This window comes from Chromobacterium alticapitis (assembly GCF_002924365.1).
GTDB lineage: Bacteria > Pseudomonadota > Gammaproteobacteria > Burkholderiales > Chromobacteriaceae > Chromobacterium > Chromobacterium alticapitis.
This window is the reverse complement of sequence record NZ_PQWB01000051.1, coordinates 1-16,679: the sequence shown is the minus strand read 5'-3', so window position 1 is coordinate 16,679 and position 16,679 is coordinate 1. Positions and strand designations below refer to the sequence as shown.

Below are 16,679 nucleotides of genomic sequence, written 5' to 3'. Positions count from 1 at the left end.
GCGTCGATGAGATGGGCTTAGAAACCGGACAGCACGATCTTGCCCTTGGCGGCGTTGCTCTCCAGCAAAGCGTGGGCGCGCTTGAGGTTGGCGGCGTTGATCGCGCCGAAGCGCTCGGCCGCTGTGCTCTTGACGATGCCGGCGTCCACCAGCCGCGCGAGCTCGGTCAGCAGTTTGTGCTGCTCGATCTGGTCGTCGGTAGCGAACATGGAGCGCGTGTACATGAACTCCCAGTGCAGAGAAAGGCTCTTGCGCTTGAGCTGGGAAATATCCAGCGCGGCCGGGTCGTCGATCAAGGCGAGCTTGCCTTGCGGCGCCAGCGCCTCGACGATTTCGGCGAAGTGCTGGTCGGTCTGGTTCAGGCTGGCGACGTAATCCACGTGTTCGATGCCGATGCGCTTCAGCTCCCGGCTCAGCGGCTGGCGATGGTCGATCACGTGGTGCGCGCCCAGTTCCGCCACCCAGGCCTGGGTTTCCGGCCGCGAGGCGGTGCCGATCACGGTGAGGCCGGTGAGCCTGCGCGCCAGCTGCACCAGGATGGAGCCGACGCCGCCGGCGGCGCCGACCACCAGCAGCTTCTTGCCGGCGGGCTGGCGGTTGGCCAGCACTTGCAGACGGTCGAACAGCAGCTCCCAGGCGGTGATGGCGGTCAAGGGCAGGGCTGCGGCGGTTTCGAAATCCAGGCTGTCCGGCATGCGGCCGACGATGCGCTCATCCACCGCGTGCAGCTCGCTGTTGGCGCCGGGGCGTTGCAGGGCGCCGGCGTACCAGACGCGGTCGCCCGGCTGGAATAGGCTGACTTTGGCGCCCACGGCGCGCACGACGCCGGCGGCATCCCAGCCCAGCACGCGGGCCTGGCCGGCCTCCGGCGCCATATTGGCGCGGACTTTCACATCCACCGGGTTGACGGAGATGGCTTTCACTTCGACCAGCAGGTCATGCTCGCCGATGGCGGGTTCGGGCAGCTGGATATCCAGCAACGCTTCCGGGTGGGAGATGGGCAGGCTTTGGTAGTAAGCGACGGCTTTCATTTGCAGTGTCCTTTGCTGCTGGGGTGATCGATGGCTGCATGGTAGGGCGATTTCAATTTCTTAAAATCCAGCTAAAATCGGAATCAGTTTCAAAAAATTTTTGATAAAAATGGTCAGATTGGACGATTTGCAGGTGTTCATCCGCGCAGCGGACCTAGGCAGCCTGTCGGCGGCGGCGCGGCAGCTGGATTTGAGTCCGGCAGTGGCCAGCGCCGCGCTGAAGCGGCTGGAGGCTGAAGTGGGCGCGCAACTGCTGGCGCGCTCCACCCGCAGCTTGCGGCTGACGCTGGCCGGCGAGCGCTACCTTGAACATGCCCGGACGGCGCTGAGCGCGGTGCAGGCCGGCGGTCAGGCGCTGGCGCAGGACAGGCAGGCGCTGTCGGGCAGCCTGTCCTTGTCCATGCCCTCGGATCTGGGGCGCAATGCGCTCCGGCCTTGGCTGGACGACTTCCTGGCGCGTCACCCGGGGCTAAGCCTGCAACTGCGCGTCAGCGACCGGGTGGCGGATCTATACCGCCAGCCGGTGGACGTGGCGTTGCGTTACGGCGTGCCGGAGGACTCCAGCCTGGTGGCGCTGCCGCTGGCGCCGGACAACCGGCGCGTGCTGTGCGCCGCGCCGGATTACCTGGCCCGCCATGGCGCGCTGGATGCGCCGCAGGGACTGCGCGGCCGCGAGTGCTTGCGGCTGGTGTTGGGCGAGGCGGTGCATGAGCGCTGGAGCTTCGCGCGCGGCGGCGAGCGGCTGGCGGTGGCGGTGGCCGGGCGCTGGATGAGCGACGACGGCGAGATCGTGCGACGCTGGGCGCTGGAGGGAAGAGGCATCGCCTACAAGTCGCGGCTGGACGTGCTGGCCGATTTGCGCGGCGGCCGGCTGCAGCCCCTGCTGGAGGGGTATGAGACGGAGGCTGCGCCGCTCTATCTGGTGACGCCGCACCGGCTGATGCTGTCGCCGGCGGTGGCCGCGCTGCGAGAACATTTGCAAAGCTGTCTGGCGAGCTATCTGGCTGAGCCATAATGCTATGGTTACCGGGACAGTCCATCTTGAAACTAGTTTCGAAAGCGGGAGGCCTCGATGTGTATTTTCCGTAAAGATTCGGGCTATAATCGCGACCTTGATTCCCTAATCTTGCGAATCCCGCATTCCAAGTCACAATCTTCCACCACATGATCCGCAAGCTAATCCGTAAAGTTCTGGAACTGCCCATGGGCAAGCGCCGCGGCAAGCCGCGCGTCTATCCGCTGCCGCAGCACGGCATCCGCCGCGACCAGCTGAGCCACGCCGCCGTGCGCGTGACCAGCCGCCTGCAGGAAGCCGGCTACGCCGCCTACGTGGTGGGCGGCGCCGTGCGCGACCTGATGCTGGGCGTGTCGCCCAAGGATTTCGACGTGGCCACCAATGCCACGCCGGAGCAGGTGCATCACCTGTTCCGCCGCTCCCGCATCATCGGCCGCCGTTTCCGCATCGTGCACGTGATGATGGGCCCGGAAACCATAGAGGTGACCACCTTCCGCGGCGGCAGCGTGGACGATACCAATGAAACCGGCCGCATCATGGCCGACAACAGCTTCGGCAGCCAGGAAGAAGACGCGCACCGCCGAGATTTCACCGTCAACGCGCTGTTCTACGATCCGTCCGACGAAACCGTCATCGACTACCACCACGGCGTCAAGGACCTGCACGCGAAGAAGCTGGTGATGATAGGCCAGCCGGCCCGCCGCTATCAGGAAGACCCGGTGCGCATGCTGCGCGCGGTGCGTCTGGCGGCCAAGCTGGGCTTCGAGATCGATGAAGACACCAAGAAGCCCATCCGCGCCCACGCGCATCTGTTGAAGAAAGAGCCGGGGGCGCGTCTGTTCGACGAGATGCTGAAGCTCCTGATGTCCGGCCAGGCCTACGCCTGCTTGAAAAAGCTGCGCGACGAGGGGCTGGCGCGGGGCGTGTTCCCGCTGTTGGACGCGGTGATGGACGACAAGGGCGATGACGCCTTCCTGCGGCTGAGCCTGGAGAGCACCGACGCCCGCCTGCGCGCGGACAAGCCGATTTCCGTCGGCTTTCTGCTGGCTACCTTGCTGTGGCGCCAGGTGAACCAGGGCTGGCAACGCCGCGTCGCCGAGGGCGAAAAGAGCCTGCCGGCGCTGATGGCCGCCATCGACGATGTCGAGTCCGAGCAAGAGAATGATTTGGCCATTCCGCGCCGCTTCAGCGTGACCATGCGTGAAATCTGGACTTTGCAGGCGCGGTTCGACAACCGCACCGGAGCGCGCCCGTATCGTTTCCTGGAGCAGCCGCGTTTCCGCGCCGCCTATGATTTCCTGGCCTTGCGTAGCGAGGCCGGCGAAGTGCCGCGTGAGCTGGTGAGCTGGTGGGAGGAATTCCAGCGCGCCGACGGCGCCGGCTGCGAGCGCCTGATCGCCGAAGCCAAGGAAGGCGGCGCCGAGGAACCGGCCAAGAAGCGCCGCCGCCGCCGCAGCGGCGGACGCCGCAAGCCCGAGGGCGGCGGCGGGGAGAGCGCCGAGTGACGCTGGCCTATGTGGCTCTGGGCAGCAATCTGGAGCAGCCGGACCAGCAGGTGAGGGCCGCGCTCGCGGCCCTCGGCCATTTGCCCGGCAGCGCGCTGCTTCGCCACTCCTCGCTCTACCGCACCGCGCCGGTCGGCTATGCCGATCAGCCCGATTTCATCAACGCCGTGGCGGCGCTGGATACCGCGCTGCCGCCGGCGGAACTGCTGGCCGAGCTATTCGCCATAGAACAACGCTTTGGCCGCGAGCGCAGTTTCCGCAACGCGCCCAGGGTTCTAGATCTTGACCTTTTGTATTACGATGGCGTCATATCGGATGGGCCGGAGCTGATCCTGCCGCATCCGCGCATGCGCGATCGCGCTTTCGTCATGGTGCCGCTGGCTGAGATCGCCGGCGGCAAGACGCTGCCAGGCGTAGGAGACGTGGCGGCGCTGGCTGCCGCGCTGGCCTGCGACGGCATAGAAAAGCTGGACGCGGCCCGCTGAGTCCGCGCCGGAACTGGAGCAATATGAGTCAACTGCGATATGTGGCGGTAGAGGGGCCGATAGGCTCCGGCAAATCTTCCCTGGCCCAGCGGCTGTCTGCCTACTGGGGCGTGCAGCTGAAGGCGGAAGACCCGGCCGCCAATCCGTTCTTGCCGCGCTTCTACCGCAATATGCCGGCGCACGCGCTGTCCACCCAGCTCAGCTTCCTGACGCAGCGCGCGGACATCGCCCGCGATATGCTGCAGGGCGACTTGATGGCTGCGCCGCTGGTGTCGGACTTCCTGTTCGAGAAGGATGAGCTGTTCGCGCGGATGAATCTGGACGAGCACGAGCTGGCGCTGTACCGCCGCCTGGCCCGGCTGGCGCTGCCGGAATACCCGGTGCCGGATCTGGTGATCTATCTGCAGGCGTCTGAGGATATTCTGCTGCAGCGGGTGGCGGCGCGCGCCATCGATTACGAGGTGAACTTTCCCGAGGGCTATCTCAAGCGCGTCCACGCCGCATACAGCGAATTTTTCCATCAGTACGAGGCCGCGCCGTTGCTGATAGTCAACACCGACCACTTGAATCTGGTGGACGGCGACGAGGACTTCGAGTTATTGATCCGCTGCATCGCGGAAATGCGCGGTCAACGCAGTTATTTCAACAAGAGCGCCTGATACGGAGTTCTCCGCGTGGCGCCGTAGATGGAACACGAGGAAGTCGAGATATGAAAATAACCGTCAATACCCTGCACAAGTTGGCCGCGGAAGGCCAGAAGATCACCATGCTGACCTGTTACGACGCCAGCTTCGCCAGTTTGCTGGACGAGGCCGGCGTGGAAATCCTGCTGGTCGGCGACTCCTTGGGCCCGGTGATGCAGGGCGTGGACTCCACGCTGCCGGTCAGCGAAGCGGACATGCTTTACCACATCCGCTGCGTGGCGCGCGGCTCCAAGAACGCGCTGATCCTGGGCGACATGACTTTCGGCGCCTATCAGGAAACGCCGCAGCAGGCCTTCGCCCATGCCGCCCGCCTGTTGCAGGCCGGCGCCCACATGGTGAAGCTGGAGGGCGGCGCCTATATGGCCGAGACCACACGCTTCCTGGTGGAGCGCGGCATTCCGGTGTGTTCGCATATCGGGCTGACGCCGCAGTTCGTCAACGCTTTTGGCGGCTATCGCGTGCAAGGCCGCGGCGACGACGCGCAACGCGTCATGAATGACGCCAAGGCGCTGTCCGAGGCCGGCGCCAGCCTGATTGTGATGGAATGCGTGCCGGCGGCGCTGGCCAAGGAAATCACGGAAACCATCGATACGCCGACCATCGGCATAGGCGCGGGCGCGGACACCTCCGGCCAGGTATTGGTGTTGCAAGACATGTTGGGCGTGTATCCGGGCAAAAAGGCCAAGTTCGTCAAGAACTTCATGGACGAGGCGGGCAGCATCCAGGGCGCTGTCCAGGCCTATATCCAGGCGGTGAAGGACAAGACCTTCCCGACCGCGGAACACACTTACTAAGCCCGGGAGACTGCAAGCGATGGAAATCATCCGTAGCGTGGCCGCTATGCGGGCCTGGCGCAAGCAAGCCGGCAAGCTGGCATTCGTGCCCACCATGGGCAATCTGCACGAGGGGCATCTGGCCCTGGTCAAGGCCGCCCGCGAACAAGCGGACAAGGTCGTCGTCAGCATCTTCGTCAACCGGCTGCAATTCGGCCAGGGCGAAGACTTCGACGCCTATCCGCGCACATTCGAGTCCGATTGCGACAAGCTGCGCACAGCCGGCGCGGACGCGCTGTTCTTCCCGGACGAGCGCGAGCTGTATCCGCGCGTGAGGCAGGATTTCAACGTGGAGCCGCCGCACATCCAGAACGAGCTGTGCGGCGCCTTCCGCCCCGGCCACTTCCGCGGCGTGGCCACCGTGGTGACCAAGCTGTTCAATATCGTGCAGCCGGATGTCGCCTGTTTCGGCAAGAAAGACTACCAGCAGCTGCATGTGATCCAGGCCATGGTGGACGACTTGAACTCGCCCATCGCCATCGTGCCGGTGGACACTGGACGCGCCGGCGACGGCCTGGCGCTGTCCTCGCGCAACGGCTACCTGTCCGCCGAGGAGCGCGCCGAAGCGCCCAGGCTGTATCGCAATCTGACTGCGATTCGCGACGGCTTGCTGGCCGGCAGCCAGGACTACGCGGCGCTGGAACAATCCGCGCGCGACGACCTGTCCGCCGCCGGCTGGGTGGTGGACTATGTGGAAGTGCGCCAGGCCGACACGCTGGAAATCGCCCACGCCGGCGAAAAGCGCCTGGTGGTCCTGGCTGCCGCGCGCTTGGGCAAGACCCGTCTGATCGACAATATCGAAGTGTTCCGTTAAGCCGGGACGAGAAGGAAAAGCTTCATGCAACGCAATATGCTCAAGTCCAAGCTCCATCGCGTGACCACCACGCATGCCGAGCTGCATTACATCGGCTCCTGCGCCATCGACGAGAACCTGCTGGAAGCGGCGGACATCCTCGAATACGAAGAAGTGCAGATCTGGAACGTCACCAACGGCGAGCGCTTCGCCACCTACGCCATCAAGGCCGAACGCGGCTCCGGCGTGATCTCGGTCAACGGCTCCGCCGCGCGCCGCGCCGCGCCGGGCGATCTGCTGATCATCGCCTCCTTCGCCCAATACGAAGACGCGGAGCTGAAGAACCACTCGCCCAAGCTGGTGTTCGTCGACGGCGACAACCGGCTGACCGAAGTCAAAGGCGCCACGCCGACGCAGCCGGCGTAAGCCTGTCATGGCATTGCGCGAGCCGCTCATGGGAGCGGCTTTTTTTATGATTTTCTGATATTTGATAATTTATCGAGTAAGTTGTTTTTAATTGTCGATCAATCGTTTTCTTCAAGGGCTGAGTTGATTTTTTTCTTGTCCTGAAACACAAAGTTCATTTGATTGCGAATATTTGTCTTGAAATAAAGCATACAATGCCGTTGGGCAAAAAAAGCCCGCTTAAAACAAGAAAGGCATTGTGATGAAAATGAGAAACTTAGCCTGGCCAGGCTTGGCTGCATTGGTCTTGTTGTCGGGCTGTTCTACAACCGCCAATAACCAACCGGCGGAAGGCAGTACGGTCGATGTGACGCTGCTGGAAACCACCGATATCCATCAAAACGTACTCAGCTACGATTATTACAAACTGGCGGCCAATCCATCGTTTGGTTTGGAGCGGGCGGCTACGCTGATTCAGCAGGCGCGCGCGCAGTATCCCAATAATCTGCTGCTGGATGACGGCGATCTGATTCAAGGCACGGCGCTGGGCGATTATCAGGCGGCGGTCAATCCAGTGAAATGCGCCGATACCTTGGCCGTGCACAAGGTGATGAATTACCTGAAGTACGATGCCGGCACCATAGGCAACCACGAATTCAATTACGGCCTGCCTTTCTTGTCCCAGGTCACCAACACCGATTTTCGGCTGAACAATATCAGCAAGCCCAATGGTTGCGGCGCGCCGTCATATCCGCTGGTGTTGGCCAACGTCAATAATCTGGCCGACGGCAAACCGATTTTTCAGCCTTACACCATGCTGAAGCGCACTTTCAGCGGCGTCGCGCCGAATGGCACGGTGATTCAGGTGCCGTTGAGCATAGGCGTGATCGGTTTCACGCCGCCCACCATCATGGATTGGGACAAAAAGAACCTGCAAGGCCAGGTGATTACGGCCGGCGTGAAGGAAACGGCGCAAACCTATATCCCGCAAATGCGTCAGCAGGGCGCCGATTTGGTGGTGGCGCTGTCGCACGGGGGCCTGGATCCGTCCGCCTATAGCCCGACCATGGAAAACGGCAGCTGGCATTTGACTAAGACCGGCATAGACGCGCTGCTGATCGGCCACTCGCACGATATCTTCCCGAATCCGGGCGTCGCCAGCTCGCAGTTCAATAATATGCAGGGTGTGGACAATACCAAGGGTTTCGTCAACGGCGTGCCCACGGTGATGGGCGGCAACTGGGGCAATCGCCTGGGCCTGATCCATCTGACGCTGAAATTCAGCGGCGGCAAGTGGGTGGTGCAGAACGACAAGACTTCGGTGGAAACGCGTTCGATCAAGAACGCGGATGGTTCGTACGTGGCGGCGGACGCGAAGGTGGGCCAACTGGTGGCGGCAGAGCATCAGGGCACCATCAACTATGTCAAGACGCCGATAGGCAGCACCGATTTCCGCATGAACACCTATTTCGCCCTGTTGGGCGACGTCAGCGCGGTGCAGATCGTCAATATGGCGCAGCAGGACTACGTCAAGAAATACATCCAGACCAACCTGCCGCAGTACGCCTCCTTGCCGGTGTTGTCTGTGTCCGCGCCGTTCAAGGCCGGTCGCAACGGCGCCAGCGACTACACCGATGTGCAGAAGGGCGCCATCGCCATCAACAACGCGGCCGATCTTTACCTGTACCCGAACACGGTGCAGGCGGTGAAGGTAACGGGCGCGGACCTGAAGAACTGGCTGGAACAATCGGCAGGGATGTTCAACGTTATCGATCCGACGGCGACTGCAACGCAGGACTTGTTGAATTCCAAATATCAGGTATTCAATTTCGATGTGATGTACGGCGTGCAATATCAGATCGACGTTACCAAGCCTGTAAATAACCGCATCGTCAATCTGACCTATAACGGCGCGCCGGTTGATCCCGCCCAGCAGTTCGTGGTGGCGACCAATAACTATCGCGCCAGCGGCGGCGGCAGCTTCCCCGGCATAGACGGCACCAAGACCATCATCCAGGCGCCGGACGCCAACCGCGATGTGCTGATCGCCTACATCAAGGCCAATGGCAACCTTGGTTTCGCCCAGTACGGCTCCACGCGTCCGTGGAGCTTCGTCAAGGTGAAGACGGCCGCGCCGCTGCGTTTCAACAGCATCGCCAATCAGTTGCCGCTGGCGCAGGCGGCAGGCATCAAGGGTCTCAGCGGAGGCGCCGACAAGGGCGATGGCACCGGCGACTACCAAGTCGATCTGAGCCAGTAAGCCAGGAGGGGAGGCGGCTGGCGCCGCCTCCTGTGGAAGAGAGATGTTCAATAGAAATCTGATCCCCCTCGCCGCGTTGTGCCTGGCGCTGCTTGGCTGCGCCGGCCGTCCAAGCCAGGCGCAACTGGATGAGGCGAAGCAGCAAGCCGTTTTCGCGGGAGACGCGGCGGCATGGTCCCATCTGGTGGAATGGGCTGGCGCGCGCAACCCTGCGGCGGCGCTCAGCCTGGCTGAGGCCTATGCCGCCGCCGATACGCCCAAAGGTTGGGCGCAGGCCGCGCCGTGGCTCCAGCGCGCGGCGGAGTGGGGCAGCGGCCCGGCCGCCTTCCGCTTGGCACGGCTTTACGCCAAGGGGGTGGGCGTGGCGGCCAGCCGCGCCCAGTCCAGCCACTGGCTGCATGTAGCGGCGGAGCGGGAGAATCCTGGCGCGGCGTGCGTGCTAGGCCTGCGGGCCAAGGAGGCAGGCGATATGTCGACGGCTCATCGCTGGTTCGAGCAGGCTGCGGCGGGCGGCAGCGCGGAGGCGATGTTCCAGCTTGGCATCGCGTATCAGGAGGGGCAGGGCGTCAAGGCGGATATCGCGCGCGCGCGCGGCTGGTATGAAAAGGCGGCCAGGCTGGAAATGCCGGCTGCCTTGCAGACGCTGGCCATGGCCTACCAATCCGGCGATTTGGGGCTGCCGCGAGATGAAATCAAGGCTTCCGAGCTGTTCAACCTGACCGCGCACGCCATCCACGACTTCGAGTCCGAGGTTTTTTGACGAAAGTGTGACGATAGTGGTCCGCAACGCGCCTGCCGCTTATCTGGCCGGCGCGTTTTTTTTGCGCCTGCAGCATGGCTGGGGCATAGTGAAAGCACGGAGCCGGCGAGTGCCGGCGTAGACGATGCTGCGATAGGGAGGACGGCATGGCAATGGGATTGACCGGCGGTTGCTTGTGCGGCGCAGTCAGATACCGTCTGCGCGGCATGCCCTACCATGTGACGCACTGCCATTGCCGCAGTTGCCGGCGCGCCAGCGGAGCGGCCTTCGTCACCTGGTTCACCGTGCGGGTGCTTGAGTTGGAGTGGCGCGGCGAAAAGCCGGTGCAATACCATTCGTCGGCGGCGGTGTCCCGCGGCTTTTGCCCGCACTGCGGCTCGACGCTGACCTATTTCCACGAATCGGACCCGGAAGAGATCGACGTCACGGCGGCGTCTCTGGATACGCCGGAGCTTCTGGTGCCGGAGCACCATACTTGGTGGGAGCAGCGTCTGGAATGGGGCACCGCCAGCGCCCAGAGCGCGCTGCCGGTGCATCAGCGCAGCGGCGGCTAGGCCCGCTCTCGTTCCGCCACGATCACGCCGTCTTCATCGGCATACAGCCATTGGCCAGGCGCGATGTCGCATCCAGCGATGCGCACCGGCAAATCCTTTTGGCCGCTGCCCAGCTTCACGGATTTTCGCGGATGGGTCGCCAGCGCCTTGACGCCCAGCGGCAGCTGGCCCAGCGCCGCGCTGTCGCGCACGCAGCCGTCTATCACCAGGCCTGCCCAACCGTTCTTCACCGCGAGTTCGCCCAATTGATCGCCCAGCAGCGCGCAGCGGCGGGAGCCGCCGCCGTCCACCACCAGCACCTTGCCCTGGCCATTCTCGCCCAGCGTCTGCCGCACCAGGCTATTGTCCTCGAACAGCTTCAAGGTGACGATCTGGCCGTGGAAACGGGCATGGCCGCCGTATGACTGGAAAATCGGGTCCAAAACATGAACTTCATTTTCGAAAGTGTCGCAAAGATCGGTGGTGGCGTATTTCATGCCGCTCTCCTTGTATGCGTGATTAAGCGCAGCCTATCTCTTTAACTGCCGAACATGCCGCTGAACATATGCTGTATCCCGGAGACAACGCCAACCGTCAGTCCGGCAAGCAATAAAACCAAACCTGCTGTTTTGACTCCATCAATCTCGTTTTTCTGTATCGCGCTGATATGTTGCCAAGGAAGCCGCGTGGCAAGCTCGCTATCTGCAAGCTTGCCCTCCAGGCCTTGCTGATCGATGGCGCTCAGGATCAGGGTGTATTCTTTGCCGTCGGTGGTCTTGAGACTGATCTTGTCGCCGGCTTTCAATTGGTTCTGCTGCGGCGCGGCCAGGCTGGATAGGGCTTGCTGGTTGTCCGCGATGACGCGCATGGAGGTGCAGCCGGTGAAGCACAGGCTGCTGGCTACGATCAGGCTGGCGGCGAGAGTTTTTTTCATTTTCCAAGTCTCCTAAGTTTGGTTTGATTTGTTATTTGATAATCCAAAATGGACTGAAAATGATTTTGTCATTTATTGGTAAATAAAAAAACCGGCGTTGTAGCCGGTTTTTGTCCCCGTTTGTGACGGTTTAGTGGAACTGTTCTTCCTCGGTGGAGCCGGTCAGCGCGGTGACGCTGGAGGCGCCGCCCTGGATCACGGTGGTCACGTCGTCGAAGTAGCCGGTGCCCACTTCCTGCTGGTGGGACACGAAGGTGTAGCCGCGCTCGCGCGCGGCGAATTCCGGCTCCTGCACTTTCTCGACGTAGGCGGACATGCCGCGCGCCACGTAGTCTTGCGCCAGGTCGTACATGTTGAACCACATGCTGTGGATGCCGGCCAGCGTGATGAACTGGTATTTGTAACCCATGGCGCCCAGCTCGCGCTGGAACTTGGCGATGGTGGCGTCGTCCAGGTTCTTTCTCCAGTTGAACGACGGCGAGCAGTTGTAGGCCAGCAGCTTGCCCGGGTGCTTGGCATGGACTGCTTCCGCGAACTTGCGGGCGAATTCCAGGTCCGGCGTGCCGGTTTCGCACCATACCAGGTCGGCGTAGTCGGCGTAGGCCACGGCGCGGCTGATGGCTTGCTCCAGACCCTTCTTGGTCTTGTAGAAGCCTTCCGCGGTGCGTTCGCCGGTCAGGAAGGGCTCGTCGTTGGCGTCCACGTCGCTGGTCAGCAGGTCCGCCGCTTCCGCGTCGGTGCGGGCGATCACCAGGGTGGGCACGCCGTAGACGTCGGCCGCCAGGCGCGCGGCGATCAGCTTCTGGATCGCTTCCTGAGTCGGCACCAGCACCTTGCCGCCCATGTGGCCGCACTTCTTGACCGAAGCCAGCTGGTCTTCGAAGTGCACGCCGGCGGCGCCGGCGCGGATCATGGACTTCATCAGCTCGTAGGCGTTCAGCACGCCGCCGAAGCCGGCTTCGGCGTCGGCCACGATGGGGGCGAAGTAGTCGACATAACCCTTGTCGCCGGCCTCAAGGCCCTTGGCGTGCTGGATTTCGTCGGCGCGGGTGAAGGCGTTGTTGATGCGCTCCACTACCTTGGGCACGGAGTCCACCGGATACAGCGACTGGTCCGGATACATGGCCGAGTATTCGTTGTTGTCGGCGGCCACTTGCCAGCCGGACAGATAGATGGCCTTGACGCCGGCTTTTACCTGCTGCATGGCCTGGCCGCCGGTCAGCGCGCCCAGACAGTTGATGTAGGGTTCGTTGTTGACCAGATTCCACAGCTTTTCGGCGCCGCTGCGGGCCAGCGTATGTTCAACCTGCAGCGAGCCGCGCAGGCGCTCGACGTCGGCGGCGGTGTAGCCACGCTTGATGCCTTTCCAGCGCGGGTTTTCGTCCCAGTCTTTTTGGATGGCTGCAATGCGTTGTTCGCGAGTCGTCATGTTGTGTAACCCTTCTCGAAGCGTTTCTGTGCTCGCCGGGCGAAGCCGGCGTCCTCAATAGCGGTCAAGCCGTATCCGGTGTGCCGGATTTATTTTCGAAAACCGAACCGGGTCGGTCCGATTTTCCCGGTCCGCCCGCGGCGCGGCATATGCCCCGCCGGAGCGGTTTCCTGCTCAATGTGGGGCCATTATATGCACAAAAAAATCGCGTTGTGTGCGCTGCAGCAACAAAAAAATCCCGTGTTTTCATAAGCTAACAGACTGGCTATTTAAACGAATCTTGATGGTTCAAAAATGTTGGCAATGCGAAAAAATGACGGTTGGAATGTGCGCATGCGACAGATTTGTCTCAAGATGGAGGCAATGCAAAATAGGGCTTGAAATCGCCGCGAAAGGCCCTACCTTGGGTCTGGACATCAATTTAGCCGGTGTAATTCCGAGGAAACGTCATGCAAGAAAACCAGAACCCGGCCGCTGAAGCCGCAGACAAAGAAATGACCGATACTGCCAGCGCGGCGCATACCGAGCTGGAGCAGACGCCCGAGCAGCATATCGCCGGGCTGGAAGCCGAAATCGCCGAACTGAACGACACCCTGCTGCGCGCGCGCGCCGAGCTGGACAACCAGCGCCGCCGCGCTCAGGAAGAAGTGGCTGCCGCGCACAAATACGCCATTGGCAAGTTCGCCGCGGAGCTGGTGACGGTTAAGGATTATCTGGAAATGGCGCTGCTGGACCAGAGCGGCCAGATAGACACCCTGAAGATGGGCGTGGACATGACGCTGAAGCAGCTGGTCTCCGCTTTCGACAAGGCGCAGATCAAGGACATCGCGCCCAAGGCCGGCGACAAGCTGGACCCGCACCAGCACCAAGCCATGAGCGCGGAAGCGTCCGACGCCGAGCCGAACACCGTGGTGCGCGTGATGCAGAAGGGCTATCAACTGGCGGACCGCGTGCTGCGTCCGGCCATGGTGGTGGTGGCCAAGGCCAAGGCATAAAAAAAGCCCAGGCATGAAAAAGGCTGCCGGCAGACTCTTGAAAAGATCGGCATAGCCAATATTTATTGAGACAACAGGCTCTGGCTATCAGACAAGCCAAAGCCGGAACGAATAGAGAAAAGGAATACATCATGGGTAAAATCATCGGTATCGACCTGGGCACCACCAACTCCTGCGTGGCAGTCGTAGAAGGCGGCAACCCGAAAGTCATCGAAAACGCCGAAGGCAACCGCACCACCCCGTCCATCATCGCCTACGTCGAGGACGGCGAGATCCTGGTGGGCGCGCCGGCCAAGCGCCAGGCCGTGACCAATCCGAAGAACACCATTTACGCCGCCAAGCGCCTGATCGGCCGCCGCTTCGAAGACAAGGAAGTGCAGAAGGACATCGACCTGATGCCTTTCGAAATCCTGAAGGCCAAGAACGGCGACGCTTGGGTGAAGGTGCGCGAGCAGGAACTGGCTCCGCCGCAAATCTCCGCCGAAGTGCTGCGCAAGATGAAGAAGGCCGCCGAAGATTATCTGGGCGAAGAAGTGACCGAAGCCGTGATCACCGTGCCGGCCTACTTCAACGACAGCCAGCGCCAGGCCACCAAGGATGCCGGCCGCATCGCCGGCCTGGAAGTGAAGCGCATCATCAACGAGCCGACCGCGGCCGCGCTGGCCTTCGGCCTGGCCAAGCAAGAGGGCGACCGCAAGATCGCGGTATATGACCTGGGCGGCGGCACCTTCGACGTGTCCATCATTGAAATCGCCGACGTGGATGGCGAGCACCAGTTCGAAGTGCTGTCGACCAACGGCGACACCTTCCTGGGCGGCGAAGACTTCGACCAGCGCGTGATCGACTACATCGTCACCGAGTTCAAGAAAGAACAAGGCGTCGATCTGAAGAAGGACGTGATGGCGCTGCAACGTCTGAAGGAAGCCGCTGAAAAGGCCAAGATCGAGCTGTCCTCGGCTACCCAGACCGAAGTGAACCTGCCGTACATCACCATGGACGCCACCGGTCCGAAGCACTTGGCGATGAAGATCACCCGCGCCAAGTTCGAAAGCCTGGTGGATGACCTGATCGCCCGCTCGATCGAGCCTTGCCGCGTGGCCCTGAAGGACGCCGGCGTGTCGCTGTCCGACATCACCGACGTGATCCTGGTCGGCGGCCAGACCCGCATGCCCAAGGTGCAGGACGCGGTCAAGGAGTTCTTCGGCAAGGAACCGCGCAAGGACGTGAACCCGGACGAAGCCGTGGCCGTAGGCGCCGCCATCCAGGGCTCCGTGCTGTCGGGCGACCGCAAGGACGTGCTGCTGCTGGACGTGACTCCGCTGTCGCTGGGCATCGAAACCCTGGGCGGCGTGATGACCAAGCTGATTCAGAAGAACACCACCATCCCGACCAAGGCGTCGCAAACCTTCTCCACCGCCGACGACAACCAGACCGCGGTGACCATCCACGTGCTGCAGGGCGAGCGCGAGAAGGCAGCCGCCAACAAGTCGCTGGGCCAGTTCAATCTGGGCGACATCCCGCCGGCGCCGCGCGGCATTCCGCAGATCGAGGTCGAGTTCAACATCGACGCCAACGGCATTCTGCACGTGTCCGCCAAGGACAAGGCTTCCGGCAAGCAGGCCAACATCACCATCCAGGCATCGAGCGGCCTGTCCGAAGCTGAAATCGAGCGCATGGTGAAGGACGCCGAAGCCAACGCCGAGGAAGACAAGAAGCTGCACGAGCTGGTGACCGCGCGCAACCACGCCGAAGGCCTGATCCACAGCATCAAGAAGTCTCTGTCCGAGCATGGCGACAAGATCGGCGCCGACGAAAAAGCCAAGATCGAAGACGCCATCAAGGCGGCCGAGGAAGTGGTGAAGAGCGACGACAAGGAAGCCATCGAAGCCAAGGCCGAAGAACTGGCCAAGGCCAGCCAGAAGCTGGGCGAGATCATGTACGCCCAAGCCGCTCAGGCTGAAGGCGGCGCGGAGGGCGCGCAAGCCGCCGGCGACAAGAAGGACGACGGCAATGTGGTGGACGCCGAGTTCGAAGAAGTGAAAGACAAGAAGTAAGCGTTAGTCTTCACTGATTGGGGCACAGGGAATGGGGGAGCCGTCTCCGCCTGCCCCTGTGCCTTTGCCGTATCAAGACGAGCGATTGTGCGGAGCGGTTCCGGACAATTCTGAAAGCGAATGACAATGTCGAAAAAAGATTTCTACGATGTGCTGGGCGTCAATCGCGATGCGTCCGACGACGACATCAAGAAGGCCTATCGCAAGCTGGCGATGAAGTATCACCCGGACCGCAATCCGGACAGCAAGGAAGCCGAGGACAAGTTCAAGGAGGTCAAAGAGGCCTACGAGATCCTGTCCGACAGCCAGAAACGCAGCGCCTATGACCAGTTCGGCCATGCCGGGGTGGACCCGCAAGCCGGCGCCGGCGGCGGCCAGGGGTTTGGCGGCTTCGGCGATTTCGCCGACATCTTCAGCGACATCTTCGGCGGCGGCCGCGGCGGCCAGGGCGGCGGGCGTTCCAACGTCTACCGCGGCGCCGATTTGCGCTACAACATGGAAATCACGCTGGAAGAGGCGGCGCGCGGCTGCGAGAAGCAAATCCGCATCCCGTCGCACGAGTCCTGCGGCGTGTGCAACGGCAGCGGCGCCAAGCCGGGTACCCAGCCCAAGACCTGCTCCACTTGCGGCGGCCATGGCCAGGTGCGGATGAGCCAGGGCTTCTTCTCCATCCAGCAAACCTGCCCGACCTGCCACGGCAGCGGCAAGCAGATCACCGATCCGTGCACCAGCTGCCACGGCGCGGGCCAGAAGAAGACCACCAAGACGCTGAACGTGAAGATTCCGGCCGGCGTGGACGAGGGCGACCGCATCCGTCTGGGCGGCGAAGGCGAGCCGGGACAGAACGGCGGCCCATCCGGCGATTTGTATGTGGTCACGCATATCAAGCCGCACGCGGTCTTCCAGCGCGATGGCGTGGACCTGCATTGCGAAATGCCGATCT

General features: G+C 62.4%; 17 protein-coding genes. 13 read left to right on the top strand and 4 right to left on the bottom strand.

What is annotated here, in order from left to right; all coding sequences use genetic code 11:
* Positions 1 to 17: 17 nt before the first annotated feature.
* Positions 18 to 1,031 (bottom strand): zinc-binding alcohol dehydrogenase family protein, encoded by a 1,014-nt coding sequence (locus C2I19_RS13165; protein ID WP_103903155.1) that lies wholly within the window; start codon positions 1,029 to 1,031, stop codon positions 18 to 20.
* A 109-nt stretch (positions 1,032 to 1,140) separates the two neighbouring features.
* Here C2I19_RS13165 and C2I19_RS13160 point away from each other — a divergent pair, with 109 nt between their 5' ends.
* From C2I19_RS13160 to C2I19_RS13115, 10 genes are all read left to right on the top strand, one after another.
* A complete protein-coding gene (locus tag C2I19_RS13160; protein ID WP_103903154.1) occupies positions 1,141 to 2,046 on the top strand; it encodes a LysR family transcriptional regulator in 906 nt (301 codons plus the stop codon).
* 149 nt (positions 2,047 to 2,195) lie between these two features.
* Positions 2,196 to 3,551: a polynucleotide adenylyltransferase PcnB gene (gene pcnB, locus C2I19_RS13155; RefSeq protein WP_103903153.1), complete on the top strand. Its 1,356-nt coding sequence runs from the start codon at positions 2,196 to 2,198 to the stop codon at positions 3,549 to 3,551.
* On the top strand, positions 3,548 to 4,036 hold the full coding sequence (gene folK, locus C2I19_RS13150; RefSeq protein ID WP_103903152.1) for a 2-amino-4-hydroxy-6-hydroxymethyldihydropteridine diphosphokinase: 489 nt from the start codon (positions 3,548 to 3,550) through the stop codon (positions 4,034 to 4,036). Before pcnB ends, folK begins: the two co-directional genes overlap by 4 nt.
* A gap of 23 nt (positions 4,037 to 4,059) precedes the next feature.
* Positions 4,060 to 4,695, top strand: coding sequence for a deoxynucleoside kinase (locus C2I19_RS13145; protein WP_103903151.1), 636 nt, complete (start codon positions 4,060 to 4,062; stop codon positions 4,693 to 4,695).
* 50 nt (positions 4,696 to 4,745) lie between these two features.
* On the top strand, positions 4,746 to 5,534 hold the full coding sequence (gene panB / locus C2I19_RS13140) for a 3-methyl-2-oxobutanoate hydroxymethyltransferase (RefSeq protein ID WP_103903150.1): 789 nt from the start codon (positions 4,746 to 4,748) through the stop codon (positions 5,532 to 5,534).
* A gap of 19 nt (positions 5,535 to 5,553) precedes the next feature.
* A complete protein-coding gene (panC, locus tag C2I19_RS13135) occupies positions 5,554 to 6,387 on the top strand; it encodes a pantoate--beta-alanine ligase (RefSeq protein WP_103903149.1) in 834 nt (277 codons plus the stop codon).
* Positions 6,388 to 6,411: 24 nt separating this feature from the next.
* Positions 6,412 to 6,792: an aspartate 1-decarboxylase gene (panD, locus tag C2I19_RS13130; protein ID WP_043573938.1), complete on the top strand. Its 381-nt coding sequence runs from the start codon at positions 6,412 to 6,414 to the stop codon at positions 6,790 to 6,792.
* Between the two features lie 241 nt (positions 6,793 to 7,033).
* Positions 7,034 to 9,031 carry a bifunctional 2',3'-cyclic-nucleotide 2'-phosphodiesterase/3'-nucleotidase gene (locus tag C2I19_RS13125; protein WP_233201187.1) on the top strand — a complete coding sequence of 666 codons (1,998 nt, stop codon included), beginning with the start codon at positions 7,034 to 7,036 and terminating at the stop codon, positions 9,029 to 9,031.
* Between the two features lie 43 nt (positions 9,032 to 9,074).
* Positions 9,075 to 9,791: a tetratricopeptide repeat protein gene (locus C2I19_RS13120; protein ID WP_103903148.1), complete on the top strand. Its 717-nt coding sequence runs from the start codon at positions 9,075 to 9,077 to the stop codon at positions 9,789 to 9,791.
* Positions 9,792 to 9,937: 146 nt separating this feature from the next.
* Positions 9,938 to 10,345, top strand: coding sequence for a GFA family protein (locus C2I19_RS13115; protein WP_233201186.1), 408 nt, complete (start codon positions 9,938 to 9,940; stop codon positions 10,343 to 10,345).
* Here the strand turns inward: C2I19_RS13115 and rraA are convergent.
* From rraA to aceA, 3 genes are all read right to left on the bottom strand, one after another.
* Positions 10,342 to 10,821 (bottom strand): ribonuclease E activity regulator RraA, encoded by a 480-nt coding sequence (gene rraA / locus C2I19_RS13110; RefSeq protein ID WP_103903147.1) that lies wholly within the window; start codon positions 10,819 to 10,821, stop codon positions 10,342 to 10,344. The genes C2I19_RS13115 and rraA overlap by 4 nt on opposite strands.
* Positions 10,822 to 10,862: 41 nt before the next feature.
* Positions 10,863 to 11,258 (bottom strand): hypothetical protein, encoded by a 396-nt coding sequence (locus C2I19_RS13105; RefSeq protein WP_103903146.1) that lies wholly within the window; start codon positions 11,256 to 11,258, stop codon positions 10,863 to 10,865.
* A 130-nt stretch (positions 11,259 to 11,388) separates the two neighbouring features.
* The gene (gene aceA / locus C2I19_RS13100; RefSeq protein ID WP_103903145.1) at positions 11,389 to 12,687 is read right to left on the bottom strand and encodes an isocitrate lyase; all 1,299 of its coding nucleotides are present in this window, start codon (positions 12,685 to 12,687) and stop codon (positions 11,389 to 11,391) included.
* A gap of 449 nt (positions 12,688 to 13,136) precedes the next feature.
* Here aceA and grpE point away from each other — a divergent pair, with 449 nt between their 5' ends.
* From grpE to C2I19_RS13085, 3 genes are all read left to right on the top strand, one after another.
* Positions 13,137 to 13,682: a nucleotide exchange factor GrpE gene (grpE, locus tag C2I19_RS13095; protein ID WP_103903144.1), complete on the top strand. Its 546-nt coding sequence runs from the start codon at positions 13,137 to 13,139 to the stop codon at positions 13,680 to 13,682.
* A gap of 131 nt (positions 13,683 to 13,813) precedes the next feature.
* Positions 13,814 to 15,736, top strand: a complete 1,923-nt coding sequence (dnaK, locus tag C2I19_RS13090) for a molecular chaperone DnaK (protein ID WP_103903143.1) — start codon at positions 13,814 to 13,816, stop codon at positions 15,734 to 15,736.
* 126 nt (positions 15,737 to 15,862) lie between these two features.
* Positions 15,863 to 16,679 (top strand): molecular chaperone DnaJ (locus C2I19_RS13085; protein ID WP_103903142.1); only part of this gene is annotated, 817 nt, incomplete at its 3' end.